Source organism: Shewanella sp. 38A_GOM-205m (assembly GCF_000518445.1).
GTDB classification, from domain to species: Bacteria; Pseudomonadota; Gammaproteobacteria; order Enterobacterales; family Shewanellaceae; genus Shewanella; species Shewanella algae.
The window spans coordinates 82,143-96,904 of record NZ_JADP01000008.1; the positions used below are offsets into that span (position 1 = coordinate 82,143).

A 14,762-nucleotide genomic window follows, 5' to 3' on the forward strand; every position below is an offset into this window, starting at 1 on the left:
GTTAAAAGCTTTAATAATGATCATCAAAAAATAAAATTTTATTTTTTGATGAGCGAGATCACAAAGAGCTAAACGGAGCGCAACAAGACTATCGCAACTATTTATAATGAGATAAATCTTGCTTGAGTATTTAATTATGAATAAACCCGAGCATAACCGTATACGGGAAGCTATTTTGGATTTGGCAGAGTCTGTTATTGCCAAAGAAGGAATATTGTCACTGAAAGTATCAGATATCACCAAGGGGCTTGGCATATCCACGACCCTGTTCTACAGCATCTTTAAGACCAAGGAAGATATTCTGGTAGCACTCACCTGCCGCGCCTTTGATCAAGTACTTGGGCTTCGTTGGTGGCTCAATCTGGAGGGTTACTCAGGGCTGGAGAAATTTATCGCCTATATTCTCAATGAGATCCAATTTACCGAGACTTACAGCCTGCGCAGTTCTATCTCCACCATCTCCTGTAACAGGTTGATCTTCAACAAGGCCAGTGCCACTTATCTGCGTAACCTGAATCGACTGGCAATGGAGTATTGGGAGACTCCAATTCAGCTGCTGTCCCAGGCCAAAGAGCAGCAGGAAATACAGGCCAACGAGGTGCAGATCCAACAGTTTTGCCATCTGTTGTGTACCTATCTGAGAGGCAGGGAGTTGGTGGGGAACACCTATGCCGGCAAGGAGTACAGTCAGGATGTCAGGTTTGATAACGCCCGGCTGCTCACTCAGTTGCTTAAAGAGTTGTGTCCTGGCAAAAGGCTTAATCCCAAAACTCTTGCCAGAGCGCAACAACTACGCCGCGAATTACCCGGGCACAGAGTTCAGCGTCAGCAACAGACAAACGGCTGAACTCATTCCCCCCTCGGTTATTAGGGCGGCGGTCAGGATTTAAGCCGCACAGTGCACAAAATCAACATAGAAGTAAAAACATCTAGACGTCTAAATTGACAGACGACTGACTATCCCCTATTCTTTCGCCTAATTTGTCAGGAGATGATGCCGTTAAGACAATGCAATTCAGCGAGTTTGGCTGCTGCGGAGGGAATCCCCGGCCGAACGTGATTCACAGAGAGTAGATTTTGACCCAGAACAACACTTCTCCGGCCGTTAAAGCTCCGGCCTCATTTGTGGCACTACTGCCATTGTTTCTGTTTCTGGCGCTGTTTATCGGTGCCGGGGTCTATTTCCAAAGCCAAGGGGTAGACTTTGCCTTCTATCAGTTGCCGAGCCCGATAGCGATATTACCGGCGATTGTACTGGCCATTTTGCTGTCCAAGCAAAAGCTCAACCAGACCATGAACACCTTTATGGCGGGGATAGGCCACAACAACATCATCGCCATGTGCCTCATCTATCTACTGGCCGGTGCTTTTGCCGCCGTGGCCAGTGCCACTGGTGGGGTTGATGCCACTGTTGCCCTGGGGCTTAAGCTGATCCCGGCCAATCTGCTGCTGCCCGGCTTTTTCATTATCGCCGCCTTTATCGCCACCGCCATGGGCACCTCCATGGGCACGATTGCCGCCGTGGCTCCTATCGCCCTCGGGGTTGCCGATCAGGCGGGGATTGAACTGCCACTGATGGCGGGCTCTGTGATGTCAGGCGCCCTGTTTGGTGACAACCTGTCTATTATCTCGGATACCACTATTGCCGCGACCCGCACCCAGGGCTGCGAAATGAGAGACAAGTTCCGTGAAAACCTGATCTTTGCCATTCCGGCGGCGATTGTGACCCTGTTGCTGTTCGGTTTCCTCTCTTCCGGTCAGGCCGAACTGCCACCACAGGAGGTCGACTTTGTTAAGGTATTGCCTTACTTGAGCATTCTGGTGCTGGCCGTCGCCGGGCTGAACGTGTTTGTGGTACTGGCCATCGGCATTTTGCTGGCCGGGATAACAGGGTTTGTCACTCAAGATTACTCGCTGCTGACCTTCGGTAAGGATATCTACAAAGGCTTTGGCAATATGCAGGAGATCTTTATCCTCTCCATGCTGGTTGGTGGCCTGGCGGCCCTGATGCAGCAGCAAGGTGGCCTGAGCTTTGTCAGCCAGCAAATAGAGAAGCTGATAGCCCGTTTCTCCCGCGCCAAGGGTGAAGCCTCCTGCCGCGCCGCCGAGCTGGGGATGGCGGGGATAGTGGCTTTGACCAACTCCTGTGTGGCCAACAATACCGTCTCTATTGTGGTCAGCGGCGATATCGCCAAAGATCTGGCAGCCAAACATGGGGTTGCCCCAAAACGCGCCGCCAGTATTCTGGATATTTTCGCCTGTATCATTCAGGGGCTTATTCCCTACGGTGCCCAGGCATTGCTGATAGCTTCCCACTTCAAGATCTCTCCCCTGGAAGCCGTTGCCAACACCTGGTACTGCATGATCCTGGCCTTAGTTGCCGTGGTGATTGTGATACTGCGTCCCCGCAGTTAAACTAGCGGGCGCAATAACCAAACCGGTCCCTGCGGCCGGTTTTTTGTCGCCGCCATTTGGCGACTATTATTGAATGCAGGTATTCAAACGAGCCATTCCATGCCCCTGTACGAGCAATACCATAAGCAAGATCCGCAGCGCCTGGCATTTATGATGTCTCTGGTGGGCGTCAGCATAGCGGCACTGGGCATGGGCTCCTCCTTCTGGGCCGCCTATGACAACTTGGGCAGCGCCATTTTCAGCATGCGCATGGACAGACTGGGCGACTACTTGAGCTCGCCGCTGGCCTATGTCTACAACATCTCGCTGCTGCTCGGCGGCGCCTGCTTCATCTTGGCCATGGGTGGCCTCTGGTGGCAAAAGCACAGCGCGGCAGCCGGCTTGTTGTCAAGATCTGGCATAGCGGTTGGCTTGGGGATAGTGGCGCTGGGGGTCTTCCCCTACAATGAACTCTTTGCCCACCAGCTGGCTGCTATCTTCTTTATTGCCAGTACCTTGGTGATGTTCACCCTTTGCTGCTATTGCTTTGTCTCCCACAGAGCACTGTGTAACCTGCCGCTGTGCCTGTTCAGCCTTCTGGGGATAATGTCTGCCATCGGCCTGTTATCCCAGTTGCAATGGCCATCGATGAATTATGCCTCTTGTTCGGTGCAAACCCTCTGCCCTTCGATATGGTTTATGTGGTTGCATTCCATTGCCACTGTGTTTGCCGGCCTCAGCCTATCAGCCACCGTATATCGACTGTGGCACTGGTCGCAGCCGCTCAACGACTGATGACTGAAAAACCGTATAGGGCTGACGCGACAGCGCCAAAAACAACCCGACAAGCCACAATGCGCCTTGTCCACTATCTGGCGCAATCCGGTCTGTGCTCAAGACGCGAAGCCGCCAGACGCATCGAAGCCGGAGAGATTTTTCTGGGTGACAGGCCAGCCAAACACACAGACAGAGTCACCCTCGCCGCCGGGCAGCGCCATTGTCTTGAGAAGTTGTTTTATCTGGGCGAGCCCGTCGCCGCCCCGGCACCTTACACTTATCTGCTATTCAATAAACCCGTCAGGATAGATTGCCGCCTGCTCAAGGATGACCCGAGCAGCCTATTACATTTATTGCCCCAGGATAAACGCCTGTATCCGGCCGGAAGGCTGGATAAAGACTCCCGCGGCCTATTACTGCTCAGCAACGACGGCGAGCTGACCCAGCAACTGATGCATCCGGATTTTTGCCACAGCAAACACTACCGGGTCACTCTGGAGCAGGCATTTACTGACGCGTTTATCCATGCCTTGAGAAACCCAATGGATTACGGGTATGGCCAGGTGCGGGCATCCCAAGTCACGCCAATTTCGGCAAACAGTTTTGAAATCATTCTGACTCAGGGCAAGAAGCGGCAAATTCGCCGTATGTGTCGGCATTTGGGCTACAGAGTCACAGATCTCTGCCGTACCCGGATAATGGAGTTAACACTTGATAGGCTTGCTGAAGGGGAGTTTAGAGAGCTCAGCCGTGCACAAATCGCCGCGCTCAAAGCGTCACTTCAACGCTGAACAAACCACATAATCTTTAGTGCGATTCCTGATTGATTTATTGCTAAACTAAGCGGCTTGTTGGCCCTGCCCCCAATCCCCCGGGAAATAGGCAACCATACCCATCACTCGTTTCAGGAGACATCATGCTAGAACTCTTCGCCGTCGCCAGTATCACTATGTTGGCCGTTATCAGCCCTGGGGCTGATTTTGCCATGGTATCCCGCAATAGCATGGTACTCGGACGCCGGGCCGGTCTGATGACGGGTGCCGGTATATCACTGGGCGTATGGGTACATGTGCTCTACTCCATTGCCGGTATCGGACTGCTGATCTCCCAATCACTGTGGCTGTTCAGCCTGATCAAGTTTGCCGGTGCGGCTTATCTGATTTATCTCGGCATCACCATGCTCAGAAGCAAGGCGGTTGAAGCATCTGAATTGCAGACCCAGGAAGTGATTTCCGATTGGGCGGCGCTCAAGAGTGGCTTTCTGACCAATGCCCTCAATCCCAAGACGACATTGTTTGTGGTAGCACTCTTTACCCAGGTTATCGATCCCCAGACCAGCACTCTGACCCAAATAGGTTATGGCGCCTTTATGTCAGCCGCCCACCTGCTGTGGTTTTCATTGGTGGCTTTATTGTTTTCCTCGCAAGCTGCCCGTCGCTCCGTGGCCCGTTGTCGCCACTGGGTTGAACGCGCCATAGGCGGCGTTTTGGTCAGCCTGGGCCTGGGATTGGCCTTTTCCTCTGTGGGACGTTCCTGAGCAGTTTCACGGTGAAGGCAGTCAGGGTTGACTGCCTTCACCGTTTTTAGGCTCGCTTGCCCGGGAGGAGATGGTTTTATCTTCCTTCCCGCCGGGTTGCAGCTCAGACAGAAGATCGGCGGCCTGAGTCACGGCCGCCAGATTAGCCTGATGTTCCTCTTCCGCCATAGTCTTGGATTCGGCGCGCTCTTCCTTGCTGCGTCTGGACTCTCCACTGGCCTTGACCTCTGAATCATAGGGCAGGTCCTCAATTCCCGGCAGTGAATCCGGAATATCACTGGGGCTGACATCCACTATCTGTGAACGGTTCATGGTGATCTTGTATCTGGCATAGCGCGGCGCCTGCTTGCCCTCTTTGAGCACAGCCACCAGGTTTATCTGATAGCGCCGCTCCACCGACTCATTGCTGATCCGGCCATCGGTTTCGGTGTAAATTTTGGCCTTGCCGCGCTCTAGGTAGCGAGCAAAGGGTACTAAGCTGAACACCACCTGTTCCTGCAACGTGTTGTAACCGGAAAGAAACTCGGTATCTGCCACCTTGGTCTGGATGCCATAGTGAAGAATTTCGGCGTCGACCTTATTTTGGCTGTGGCGCCGCCTGAGGATCTCTTTAACATCTTTGGGAAGATCCTGGCTGCGCATAAATTCAAGCCAAACCAGCTGCTTGGCAATGAACTTCTGGTTGGTGGTGTCTCTCAATATCCGGCTCCAGCGCGGTCGTCCCCGCTGGATATAACGCCAAAGAGCATTGCGTACATCGTCTTTAAAGATCTCCCGCGCACCGTAAATCAGCGCCAGTACCAGCACCAATACCAGGGTCACACCGCTGAATACCCCCTGGGCCTTGATGATCAGCGCCGACACCACCAACATTACCAGGGCCGTAGCCAATCCTGTGGTCAGCTTCTTGAGCCCTGTGCCCAGAGGTTTGATTTCCTCTTTGAGTACCACCCCTTGCTGAATAAGCCTTCTGAGCAGCAACATCTTGTTGGCAATGCGGTTGGGATCCTGCAGGGTCTGCGTCGAATTGTAGTGCCGCACCGCCCGATAGTTATTCTCCACCCGGCAGAGGGTGATCACCTTGTCCGAGATATGGCTGAAGTCGCTGTTTCTGGGGCCATGGGCCAGCAGCTTCAGCAGTTGCTGTTCACAGAACCAGGACAGGTAGTTATCGGCATTCTCGAAATAGTGCTTCCATTTGGCATCGGCCGGCTCGTTGCGGCGAAACTTCTTCAGCAAAATAGCTGTCTGCTCGGTTAATTCTTCCAGCAAGGGATAGAAATTTTCCGGCTCGGATTGCCGCGAAATCTCTTTGGCATCGTTCTCCATCGCCACCACAAACTGGTAGGCAAACAGGTTCAGATAGAGACGAAACTCTTCAACGGTACGCTTCTTCTGACTCACAAACCTGGATTGCACCAAGGGCAGATGCAGGCCATCCGAGTAGTAGGAACGCCGACCGAGAATGGCGCTGAAGTAGTATTCCTCTTCATTCAGGCTCTGCGGCCCTATGCCCATCTCCTTGGGCAGGGAAAAGTAGAGATCCAGCTTGCGCTGCTCCCCGACATCCATCAGATGGCTGAACTTGATGGATAGATTTTCTTCCTGCTTGATACGTAGTTTGGACACAATAATGGAACACTATCAATGAATTGATGAAAGATCCTGACTATAGCCCAAGCAACACGGGAATGGGATAGCGCACCGGCGTTAACTGAGTGGAAATGGTGAAATCGTCAGCAAAAATTCAGCCGTCAATGGATCAGGCGACAGCCACATACTGTGTTGCTCGGTTGGAATAACACAATAGCATAGTCTTTGGCTTCATCGGCATCGAGGATCTCCAGAGCCAAATGGTGCAGGCCTTCGTTGCTGAGGTTGAAACTGGAAATATAGGAGAGGTATTGCATGTGGGCGGGCCTTGCACCCTTGCCGGAGAGTTCCTGTTTGTCCGTGACCAGAATTTGATAACGGCCAGCTTCTTCCGAAGCCAGTTGCCCCTGCATCAAGATACTGCCGGCGGGGGTGCCATCCATGTTGAAGTAGCGATAGTTGACCAGGGCTCGCTTGCCTTTGGTCTGCAGATCCAGCAGCAGGTAGTGCTGCGCATCTTCGCCCTCGTTCAACTGCCGGTCGTAGAGCTCGGAGCTGCAGTTAAGCGCCAAAGCGGGCGCTGTCTGGCTGAAACGATAGATCACCAGCAAACAGCCGAGCAGAAAGATCAGGATCAGCAGATTTATCATCCAAAGCCAACGTCTAGCCACAGAGATCAACCTCCTTGAGCCAAGGTACGCTCACAAATGCCTTCACCTGACGGCCATCGCTGATCTTGAGATTACGCACCACGGATTGTCCCAGATACTCGCCTCTCAAGGTGAGGTTAAGCACCTGCTTATCATGGGACAGCGACACATATAACTTGCGCCAGGGGCTGCTCTTGCACTGGGCCAATGCCGAGGCCAACACCTTACCCTGCTCGGTCAACAACTGGTTGTTGGTGCGGGAGTTGGAATAGAAAAACAGCTCCATTCTCTGACCCGAAAGCAAGGTCAATTCCTGCTTGTTCAGCGGAATGGTGGGCGCCACTCTGGGCAAGCGATACAGATAGAAGAGACTGAGGCCGAGCATGAATATCAGCACCAGACCCACCAGCAGTTGTTTGGGACCTGCATTCAACCTGGACTCCAGCACTCCTGCAGGTTTACGGGCCACAGATGAGCGCAGCAGATACCCCTGCCCCTTGACCGTTTCAATCAAAGACTCATATTCGGGCCCCAGAAAGGCACGCAACATACAGACAGCACGGGCTACGGACGAATCGCTCAAAGGGGGATGATTGTCATCACCGGCGCGCAACTCGATACGGGAAACCAAACGCCCCTGATTGGCGAGCAGGAGTTTCAGTACCTGTAACTCCGCCCGGGGAAGATGCCAGCTATCCCCCCGGCCCCTGTGTTGTAACTCACCGCTGGCTTCATCAAACCAGCAGTCGCCTATCTGCATTATATTCCTCCTGTTTTATATGGTTATGAGTCTATGCAAGAAATCTAATCACTACTGTGATCCTCTTAACCCTGACACAGGAAAAAGTTTAAAAAGTGATCCAACTCAGGCGAGGCGCCGACCAAGAGGGAAGCAAGTGGCATTTTGTGAACCAGTACCCAGGATTGAAGCCACTGAAGACTGAGGGAAAAAGCCATGAAGACGCCATTAATCAACATGAACGCAACAAATAAAGTGACCCATATCAAACGCTAATCCTCAATGGGTATCAAGATGCAAGCCGTCAATCGTCTTTGCATGTCAAAAATCCGTTTTCGGCCAACTCAAGATTCATGCGCGCTGAATCACAACCTTCATCAGGCATCCCCCTAAGCTGAAGACAACCGACCAGGTCGGGAAAAACAAAGACAACAAAGGGTGATAAATATGAGCATTAACAGACGTCAGGCCCTCGGCCAGATCATTGGAATTAGCGCCGCAGCAGCCGGAGCCGGCCTCACGGCCACTTGTGCTTTTGCAGCCACGGATGAGTCAGGAAACTACCGCCTGGAACTGGGGGAAAAACTCAAATATGCCCCATTGGATCCCATGGCGACCGCCAAACTCGCTTATGAAACCGGCGGCGGCTGTATGCATCAGGTATTTCACGCTACTGTGACCATGCTGGCGCAGTCCGCCAGTGTCGATGCCGATAAGTTTGCCACTATTCCAACGGCGCTGGCCGGTTATGGTTTTGCCGGGGTCACCGGCCAGGGTACGCTTTGCGGTAACCTCAATGCGGTAGGTATGTTGGTCAATATTCTCGATGACATCAATGGCCAAAATGCCGCCGTCATCGGCGCTCTGTTCCGCTACTACGAGAATACCGAACTGCCTTTGTCCAGCGATGAGTTCGTTGCCGGTATTGGCTCCACCGCCGAAAAGACCGCCCTGGTGGTCAAGTCCTCGGTTGCCAACAGCGTGCTTTGCCACTCCTCCATCAGTAACTGGTCCAAGGCCTCAGGCAAGACCTTCTCCGAAAAAGGCGAACGCTGCTATCGTTTATCGGCCTCCATTGCCTATCATCTGGTGGAACTCCTGAACCGAGCCCACAAGGGCGAAGACTTGGCCGCTCTGCCGGAGAGCAAACCCAGCACCGAAGCCCAGAGTTGCCAGAGCTGTCATGGCTCCAGCAGCACCATGGGACCGGCCGCCAGCGTCAAAACAGATATGGAATGTACCACCTGTCATACCGGGCACTTTAACTGAGGATTATCCGATGAAAATCAGCTATCTGAGCCTGCTGCTCGGCTCGGCCCTGATCTTGGGAGGCTGTGGCAGCGATGATGACAACAGTAATGGCGGTGGCGAGATCACCCCTCCGCCGCCGGTCGAGAAACCCAGCCAGGATATTGCCGAGGCAAGCAGTATTGAGTTGACCCTCAATAGCTTCGATCCCGACTCAGGCCAGGTCACCTTTGCCCTGCAAAATGCCGAAGGCAAGGCGCTCATCAATGCCGCCAAGTACCAGATCACCTACTTTGGTTATCCGGCGGAAGAGCAGGCTTCCACCAAGCCCAAGGCCTGGAAACGCTGGCATGTGACCTATGGTTACAGTTGCGATCCGGCGACCGAGTGCGCTGAACCGCTGCAAGCTATGGACAGTGCCGGCAGCTACAGCTTCAGTCCATCAGGGCTGGATTGGGATGCCAATGCCGCCAGCGGCGCCGTCAGCCGTTATAAGGTGGCCATAGAGGTGTTTGGCACAGAGATCAGCAATGAGCTGACACTCTACTCTCCTACCACAGGGGAAGGTGCGAACTAACCCCCGAAAACTGCCCCATCAAATAAGCCGCTGATCAGGGAGAGCAGCGGCTCTTGGGCCTTATCCTCCTCAAACTCACTCATACGACAGGCCCAGAGGTGATCTCCAGGCGTCACCTGGATAAGTGCATAGTCGGCCAGAATATCCATCTCAAGTACATGCAGCCTGAGATCCAGTTTGCCTGGCTGAGCCAACGCCTTATTGATACTGTCCCGCATCGCCAGCAGATATGGTGGCAACTCTGCTTCATCCACTTGCAGCTTTTCCTGTCGCTGCTCCAGGCTTATCAAATAGCTCAGGGAGCCAGGCTCAACCCCTTTGATGCTCCCTGTCAGTTCGATGCTGGCCCAAGGCTCAGAGTCGTGACGATAGCTCACCCGCAGTCTGGCATGACCATTTTCTGTGGCTATCCTGAGCCTGAGCTTTTCAGTGTTGGCCTGATCCACTGCCATGCCGGGACGGATCAAACTCGCTTCACAGTTGAAATTAGGGTTAAGACGTTTGGAAATCAGGGTATCGCCCCAGTGAATGCCAACAGCAAACAACAGCAGTAATAACAGCAGCAGTATCCAGATCCGGTTTTGGCGTAACCGCCGCCGCAGAGTCGATTCAGTCACAGCGCAGTGCCTCCCTCAGCCAGGTATATTCTGGGGCGCAGGCGTTCATCTGGGCCATGGTCAACTTATAAGCCTTGAGGTACTCGCCTTGGTCGCCTTCACCCTTGACCACCATACTCAACACCTTGTTGTCATCGCTGAGGGAGATGGAAATGGTGCGCCAACTATCGGGGCAGCGTGCCAGCCAGTTTTCAATGCCTTGAGTCAAATCTTTCAATGCGGCCAATGCTTTGGGTTCGCCGTAGAGACGCAAAAAGGTAGTACTGCCCGAAGGGTGTACGAGTTTAATCACCTCATCCGGCGTTTCCAAATAGCGCAGTGGCCCAACCCTGGATGACAAAAACCCCAATGCCAGTGCGCTCAGCAGTAACATCCAACAATAGTGACGCCAGGGAGTTTGTCCCTTGGGGGACAAAGAGATGGGCCTGCGGCCTCGAGTCTTGCTGTGCAGCAAAAAACCTTGCCTGTCTACGGATTCCAAGAGGTCGCTGTACTCGGGTCCCAGATATTGGCGGATCCCGGCCACCGCCTGCTCCAATAAATGCCCTTGATTGGCGGGAATGGCGGCCTCCTGCAGCAGTTGCATTCTGGATACCACCTGCCCCCTGTGAGCCAACAAAATATTCAGCACACACTGCTCTGTTTCAGACAGTGTCCAGCTCATCCCGGATCCAGTATGTTTGAGCGTGCCGTTATCGGCATCAAACCAATAGCAACCTATCTGCATGGCGTGGCTCAGCAGTAAATGAATGGCGGCAGTATAAGGGAAAAAAACACCCATCCAGAGTGATCTGTATGGGTGTTTTTAGGCTTTTGACAAGAAGCGTGAACCGTCTCTCAGACTTTCACCACAATTAAAATTTTGTTAATTAACAATATGATACATTCTTATCTAGAATGTAGAACTGTTAATCCAGAGGTGCACCAGAATGCTGGCTACGTAACCCAGGGCGATCACGGGTGTCCACCTGAGGTGAGCCCCAAAGGTGTATACCCCTCTCGCCTGCCCCATCAGCGCCACCCCGGCGGCACTGCCGATAGACAACAAACTCCCCCCAACCCCGGCGGTCAGGGTTACCAACAGCCATTGTCCCAACGCCATATCCGGGTTCATTGTCAGTACGGCAAACATCACGGGAATGTTGTCTATGATAGAGGACAGCACCCCAATGGCGACGTTGGCATAGGTGGGATCCCACTGGGTGTACATGGCATGGGATACCATGCTCAAATAGCCCATAAAGCCCAAACCGCCGACACACAGCACCACACCATAGAAGAACAGCAAAGTGTCCCATTCGGCTCTGGCAATACGGCTGAATACATCGAAAGGCACCACGTTACCCAGTTGCTCCAGACGCTTTTCATCCTGCATCAGGCGCGCCTTCTCCTGCGCTCTTGCCAGCGCTTTGGGGAAATTCTTCCTCAGGTAGAAGCCAAAACACTGCAGCAGTCCAAGGCCTGTCATCATGCCAAGCACTGGCGGCAGACCCAACAGTGAATGGGTACACACAGCCATGGCTATGGTGAACAGGAACAGCAGCACTATCCGCTTGGCGCCTGTCTTGGTGTAAACCTTTTCAACCAGGGCATCAGATTTTTCCCTGGAAATAAACAGGCTCATGATCACCGCCGGCACCAGGAAATTCACCAGTGATGGCAGGAACAGCTTGAAGAACTCGGAAAAGTGCACCATACCCTTTTGCCACACCATCAGAGTGGTGATGTCCCCAAAGGGGCTGAAGGCGCCACCGGCGTTGGCCGCCACCACTATGTTGATGCACGACAGGGTGATAAAACGGCGATTATCGGCGCCCATTTTCATCACCACGGCGCACATCAGTAGCGCAGTGGTCAGGTTGTCGGCGATGGGTGAAATAAAGAAGGCCAGTAAACCGGTAAGCCAAAATATCTGGTATAAACTGAAGCCCTTGCTGACCATCCAACAACGCAAGGCGTCGAACAACTTACGTTCTTCCATGGCGTTGATATAGGTCATGGCCACCAGCAAAAACAGCAACAACTCGGCATATTCGAGCAGGTTATGTTTGAAGGCGGCTTCGGCCACTTCCGACATACCATTCTGGGTATAGACATAACCTATCATGCCCCAGATGAGACCGGCAGCGACCAACACAGGCTTGGACTTTCTCAGGTGCAGCTTCTCCTCCCCCATCACAAGTAAATAGGCGATGGCAAACAGAGTCAGTGCCAGATACCCCACGGTTGAGTCTGTCAGACTCAGGTTATTTGTGGCTTCCGTGCTAGCCAGGACCACAGGCGAAAACAGTCCTGACAAAATTCCCCCTAAGGCTGCGCAGCCCCCATGCAAACGCATTAACTTCATCTCTTTCTTCTCTTGGTAGGAAATTAACTAAAACCTAGCACAGAGAATGGAAAGCGAATCTTGATAAAACGCAAATTTCTGCAATTTAAGTGAGCAAGACCCGGCTCTAAGTGGCAGACCGCAGCAGAAGAATTGAAAAAGACTGGTAAAAAAACACCATAGGTCACAAAAGCGCCCGCAGGCGCTTTTATCTGGTTCACACTTTTTATGTCACGGCTTTTTTAGAAAGAATACAGCAGTGTCATATTGGTTTCAGTGTCAGTGCTCTTTTTGTCGTCCAGCGGATCGCTGTTATAACGCACAATCACGGCAAACTTCATTGCCAGGGCGCCGATGATGTTGGCGGTCAGCGAAGTCTCGGAGCGGGCGTCGAGCTTGTCGCCATAATCGGCGACAAACATCTGGCGGAACTTGGAGGTCTTGCTGATCTCAAGCTCATAGTTGATCACTCCGTGAGCGACCCAGCTGGCGTCAGAGTTATAGCCCAGAATGGCGCTTTGCTCACTGTCCAGACGCTGATACTGGTAACCAGGACCTATCTCGGCATCCAAGAAGCTTTTGCTGCCCTGGAATACACGGTAGCCGTAACCGGCCGCACTGTTGAACTTGTAATCGTAACCAGTGAAGGGATCGGCTTCGTAGCTGGTGTTGGCAAACAGATAGCTGCGCTCATCCAGACGGTAGTTGCCCTGAACACCACCAAAATAACGTTTGGCAGTAACTTCTTCAGAATCTTCCTTGTACAGACCTTCGAGCAGGTACTGGTTTTCCCAGTTGCCCAGTTCGTGTTTCATCGCCAGGCGAGCCTTCACCGAAGAGGTTTCAGTGTTACCTGTGGTCAGGGTTGCCCCCAACTCCGCCTCACCGGCAAATGTTTTATCACCTTCGACAAAGTCAGCCCCAGCGTGAGCAAATGGTGCGACCAGCAGAATGGCTGCAGCGCTAAGCAGTTTTTTCATTCTTGTGCATCTCCGTTCAAAGCAATCCCCTAAAAAAACGGGCGCCATCTTAACATCTATGGCGAAAAATACGAAACAGCTCGCATTTTGCAGCTGAAAAAACCTGATTTCCGACACCGGTAACCGTTTTGTCTGACAGAGACAAGGCTATCAGGCCTTCAACCCGGCCGCAGACATCAGCAGTCGCAACAGCGAGGAGACACTGAGCAAAGAAAGAACACTCAAGCACCAAAGCAGCAGCATCCAACAGCCTGGACGGCTATCGAGCCAATTCTTAGCCGGGGCCAGCAGCCGGATGGCCCGGCCCCTCAAAGCATCAATGATAGGCTTCATCGGCGCTCACCTTGCCGCGGAACACATAATAGGTCCAGCAGGTATAAACCAGAATAATGGGGATAATAAACAGAGCCCCCACCAGCATGAAGCCTTGGCTCTGGGGTGGTGCCGAAGCCTGCCAGATGCTGATGCCCGGTGGAATAATATAGGGCCAGATGCTGATCCCAAGACCGCAAAACCCCAGTAACACCAACAGCAGCGTCATCACAAAGGGTTGGTAAGAATCTTGCCTTTGTAGGCCCAGGTACAGATTCCATCCCAGTAGTGCCGTCAATAAAGGCACGGGTGAGAGGAAAATCAGGTTCGGCAGTGAAAACCAACGCTCGGCGATTTGGGGATGTGCCAAAGGCGTCCAGATACTGACCAGCACTATTGCCACCAGCAAGCCTATGAGCAAAGAGCGGCTCAACAGAAACATCTGTTGCTGCAGATGCCCCTGGGTCTTCATGATCAGCCAGCTGCTGCCAAGGAGTCCGTAAGCGACCACCAACCCGACACCGCATAAAAGCGGGAAAGGCGCCAACCAGTCGAGCTGCGAGCCGGCAAAGCTGCGATCTATGACAGGGAAACCGGATATCACGGCCCCCAGCACCACCCCCTGGAAGAAGGTCGCTGCCACAGAGCCGATGGCAAATGCCCTGTCCCAGGCTTTTCTGTGGCCTTCAAACGCCTTGAAGCGAAACTCAAACGCCAAGCCTCGAAAGATAAGCGCCACCAGCATAAAGGTCAGCGGAATCGCCAAGGCATCGATAATCACCGCATAAGCCAGCGGAAAGGCGCCGAACAGCGCAGCCCCGCCCAGCACCAGCCAGGTTTCATTGCCATCCCACACAGGTGCCACTGAGTTCACCATGATATCTTTGTCATGCCTGTCTCCAACCAAGGGCAGCAGTATCCCCACTCCCAGGTCGAAACCATCCATGACTATGTACATCAAGGTGGCGAAAATAATAATCACAAACCAGATAACAGCCAGATCAATGCCCAT

16 protein-coding genes are annotated in these 14,762 nt (G+C 53.0%); 7 read left to right on the plus strand and 9 right to left on the minus strand.

All coding sequences use genetic code 11. The features are described 5' to 3' along the window. The first annotated feature begins 136 nt into the window (after positions 1–136). The 5 genes from N512_RS0109530 (at position 137) to N512_RS0109550 (ending at position 4,708) form a co-directional block, all read left to right on the plus strand. Entirely contained in the window at positions 137–847 is a 711-nt protein-coding gene (locus tag N512_RS0109530; protein WP_081737122.1) for a TetR/AcrR family transcriptional regulator, read from the plus strand. 230 nt (positions 848–1,077) lie between these two features. Beyond that, positions 1,078–2,415, plus strand: a complete 1,338-nt coding sequence (locus tag N512_RS0109535; RefSeq protein ID WP_028780176.1) for a Na+/H+ antiporter NhaC family protein — start codon at positions 1,078–1,080, stop codon at positions 2,413–2,415. A 99-nt stretch (positions 2,416–2,514) separates the two neighbouring features. Beyond that, on the plus strand, positions 2,515–3,189 hold the full coding sequence (locus N512_RS22695; RefSeq protein ID WP_051472737.1) for a hypothetical protein: 675 nt from the start codon (positions 2,515–2,517) through the stop codon (positions 3,187–3,189). A gap of 59 nt (positions 3,190–3,248) precedes the next feature. Continuing rightward, positions 3,249–3,962 carry an RNA pseudouridine synthase gene (locus tag N512_RS0109545; RefSeq protein ID WP_028780177.1) on the plus strand — a complete coding sequence of 238 codons (714 nt, stop codon included), beginning with the start codon at positions 3,249–3,251 and terminating at the stop codon, positions 3,960–3,962. Between the two features lie 125 nt (positions 3,963–4,087). Beyond that, positions 4,088–4,708: a LysE family translocator gene (locus N512_RS0109550; RefSeq protein ID WP_028780178.1), complete on the plus strand. Its 621-nt coding sequence runs from the start codon at positions 4,088–4,090 to the stop codon at positions 4,706–4,708. A gap of 21 nt (positions 4,709–4,729) precedes the next feature. Here N512_RS0109550 and N512_RS22700 read toward each other — a convergent pair whose 3' ends face one another. The 3 genes from N512_RS22700 to N512_RS0109565 all read right to left on the minus strand — a co-directional run bounded on the left by N512_RS22700 (position 4,730) and on the right by N512_RS0109565 (position 7,711). Continuing rightward, positions 4,730–6,337, minus strand: coding sequence for a hypothetical protein (locus N512_RS22700; RefSeq protein WP_231473559.1), 1,608 nt, complete (start codon positions 6,335–6,337; stop codon positions 4,730–4,732). A 125-nt stretch (positions 6,338–6,462) separates the two neighbouring features. Then, complete coding sequence (locus N512_RS0109560) at positions 6,463–6,972, minus strand: hypothetical protein (RefSeq protein WP_025010031.1); 510 nt, start codon at positions 6,970–6,972, stop codon at positions 6,463–6,465. Next, on the minus strand, positions 6,965–7,711 hold the full coding sequence (locus N512_RS0109565; protein WP_028780179.1) for a winged helix-turn-helix domain-containing protein: 747 nt from the start codon (positions 7,709–7,711) through the stop codon (positions 6,965–6,967). The genes N512_RS0109560 and N512_RS0109565 overlap by 8 nt, the downstream gene beginning before the upstream one ends. 426 nt (positions 7,712–8,137) lie before the next feature. Between N512_RS0109565 and N512_RS0109575 the strand changes: the two genes are divergently transcribed. Beyond that, positions 8,138–8,959: a hypothetical protein gene (locus tag N512_RS0109575; RefSeq protein ID WP_025886951.1), complete on the plus strand. Its 822-nt coding sequence runs from the start codon at positions 8,138–8,140 to the stop codon at positions 8,957–8,959. Between the two features lie 10 nt (positions 8,960–8,969). Beyond that, positions 8,970–9,515, plus strand: a complete 546-nt coding sequence (locus tag N512_RS0109580; RefSeq protein WP_028780181.1) for a hypothetical protein — start codon at positions 8,970–8,972, stop codon at positions 9,513–9,515. On the opposite strand, the gene N512_RS0109585 is transcribed toward N512_RS0109580, so the two are convergent. The 6 genes from N512_RS0109585 to cydB form a co-directional block, all read right to left on the minus strand. After that, positions 9,512–10,132 (minus strand): hypothetical protein, encoded by a 621-nt coding sequence (locus tag N512_RS0109585; RefSeq protein ID WP_028780182.1) that lies wholly within the window; start codon positions 10,130–10,132, stop codon positions 9,512–9,514. The genes N512_RS0109580 and N512_RS0109585 overlap by 4 nt on opposite strands. After that, entirely contained in the window at positions 10,125–10,913 is a 789-nt protein-coding gene (locus tag N512_RS23755) for a winged helix-turn-helix domain-containing protein (RefSeq protein WP_051472738.1), read from the minus strand. The genes N512_RS0109585 and N512_RS23755 overlap by 8 nt, the downstream gene beginning before the upstream one ends. Before the next feature lie 111 nt (positions 10,914–11,024). After that, a complete protein-coding gene (nhaD, locus tag N512_RS0109595; RefSeq protein WP_025010025.1) occupies positions 11,025–12,479 on the minus strand; it encodes a sodium:proton antiporter NhaD in 1,455 nt (484 codons plus the stop codon). A gap of 221 nt (positions 12,480–12,700) precedes the next feature. Beyond that, positions 12,701–13,438 (minus strand): DUF481 domain-containing protein, encoded by a 738-nt coding sequence (locus N512_RS0109600; RefSeq protein ID WP_028780183.1) that lies wholly within the window; start codon positions 13,436–13,438, stop codon positions 12,701–12,703. Between the two features lie 150 nt (positions 13,439–13,588). Continuing rightward, complete coding sequence (locus N512_RS24805) at positions 13,589–13,771, minus strand: DUF2474 family protein (RefSeq protein ID WP_037466649.1); 183 nt, start codon at positions 13,769–13,771, stop codon at positions 13,589–13,591. After that, positions 13,755–14,762: a cytochrome d ubiquinol oxidase subunit II gene (gene cydB, locus N512_RS0109610; RefSeq protein ID WP_028780184.1), complete on the minus strand. Its 1,008-nt coding sequence runs from the start codon at positions 14,760–14,762 to the stop codon at positions 13,755–13,757. The genes N512_RS24805 and cydB overlap by 17 nt, the downstream gene beginning before the upstream one ends.

Coding starts and splice junctions, on each gene's coding strand:
- N512_RS24805 (WP_037466649.1), bottom strand. CDS start 13,771: ATGAAGCCTATCATTGATGCTTTGAGGGGCCGGGCCATCCGGCTGCTG.
- N512_RS0109575 (WP_025886951.1), top strand. CDS start 8,138: ATGAGCATTAACAGACGTCAGGCCCTCGGCCAGATCATTGGAATTAGC.
- N512_RS0109550 (WP_028780178.1), top strand. CDS start 4,088: ATGCTAGAACTCTTCGCCGTCGCCAGTATCACTATGTTGGCCGTTATC.
- N512_RS0109530 (WP_081737122.1), top strand. CDS start 137: ATGAATAAACCCGAGCATAACCGTATACGGGAAGCTATTTTGGATTTG.
- N512_RS23755 (WP_051472738.1), bottom strand. CDS start 10,913: ATGGGTGTTTTTTTCCCTTATACTGCCGCCATTCATTTACTGCTGAGC.
- N512_RS0109565 (WP_028780179.1), bottom strand. CDS start 7,711: ATGCAGATAGGCGACTGCTGGTTTGATGAAGCCAGCGGTGAGTTACAA.
- N512_RS0109600 (WP_028780183.1), bottom strand. CDS start 13,438: ATGAAAAAACTGCTTAGCGCTGCAGCCATTCTGCTGGTCGCACCATTT.
- cydB (WP_028780184.1), bottom strand. CDS start 14,762: ATGGGCATTGATCTGGCTGTTATCTGGTTTGTGATTATTATTTTCGCC.
- N512_RS0109545 (WP_028780177.1), top strand. CDS start 3,249: ATGCGCCTTGTCCACTATCTGGCGCAATCCGGTCTGTGCTCAAGACGC.
- N512_RS0109580 (WP_028780181.1), top strand. CDS start 8,970: ATGAAAATCAGCTATCTGAGCCTGCTGCTCGGCTCGGCCCTGATCTTG.
- N512_RS22695 (WP_051472737.1), top strand. CDS start 2,515: ATGCCCCTGTACGAGCAATACCATAAGCAAGATCCGCAGCGCCTGGCA.
- nhaD (WP_025010025.1), bottom strand. CDS start 12,479: ATGAAGTTAATGCGTTTGCATGGGGGCTGCGCAGCCTTAGGGGGAATT.